This window comes from Synechococcus sp. R6-10 (assembly GCF_047461815.1).
Taxonomy (GTDB): Bacteria; Cyanobacteriota; Cyanobacteriia; order Thermostichales; family Thermostichaceae; genus Thermostichus.
The window spans coordinates 1-750 of sequence record NZ_JANSHW010000496.1 but is presented as its reverse complement, the minus strand read 5'-3'; the positions used below and the strand labels follow the sequence as shown (position 1 = coordinate 750).

General features: G+C 56.7%; 1 protein-coding gene. It reads left to right on the top strand.

Going from position 1 to position 750, the window contains the following annotated elements:
* Positions 1–176: 176 nt before the first annotated feature.
* The coding region (gene psb29 / locus NW837_RS12710; protein ID WP_414332006.1) for a photosystem II biogenesis protein Psp29 at positions 177–750 on the top strand (574 nt) is incomplete at its 3' end.

The following is a 750-nucleotide window of genomic DNA, read 5'->3' as shown; positions in this document are numbered from 1 at the left end:
GCGGTCGGAAGCAGGAACCCGCCGAGACGACTGCGCAAGGAGCCATCCATGCGTAGCGTGGTAGGAATCTCCAGCCTTCAGGCCGGGGAGGATGTCAACACAGCTTGCCCTCAGGGTCAGCACAGGTGAGAATAAAAAAACAGAGAAGCCATTCTCAAGCTCATTTTTGTCTGCCTGTGAATCCTGTTCGCACCCTCTCCGCCACCAAAGCGGCCTTTTTCAGCGCCTACCCTCGCCCGATCAACGCCGTCTATCGCCGGGTGGTGGAGGAGTTGTTGGTGGAGCTGCACCTGACCACCGTCAACAGCACCTTCGTCTACGATCCGTTTTTTGCCTTGGGGCTGGTCACCCTCTACGACGGGCTGATGGAAGCCTATCACCCCCCTGAGCAGCGAGAAGCCATTTTCAACGCCCTCTGTAAGGCTCTGCACCTCAAGCCGGAGGTGTTGCGCAAGAATGCCCGCGATCTGCTGGAGTTGATGGGAAGCGGGGATCCCCGTCAAAGACTTGATCTCCTCTGTCTCAAGTCAGAGGCGGAAGATGTGGGTGGGTTGAAAGCCATTTTGGAGCGCATGACTCAGCCGCCCTACGCCTACAGCCGGGTCTTAGCTGTTGGCCTTTACACAGCCTATGAAGTTGTGGCCAAGTCCCTTTACGAAGAACCAGAAGAACGCACCCGCCGCTTTTTGGAGAATGTGGTGAGCAAGCTGCCCTTTTCAACAGAGCGGGTGAGAAAAGATCTGGAGCTCT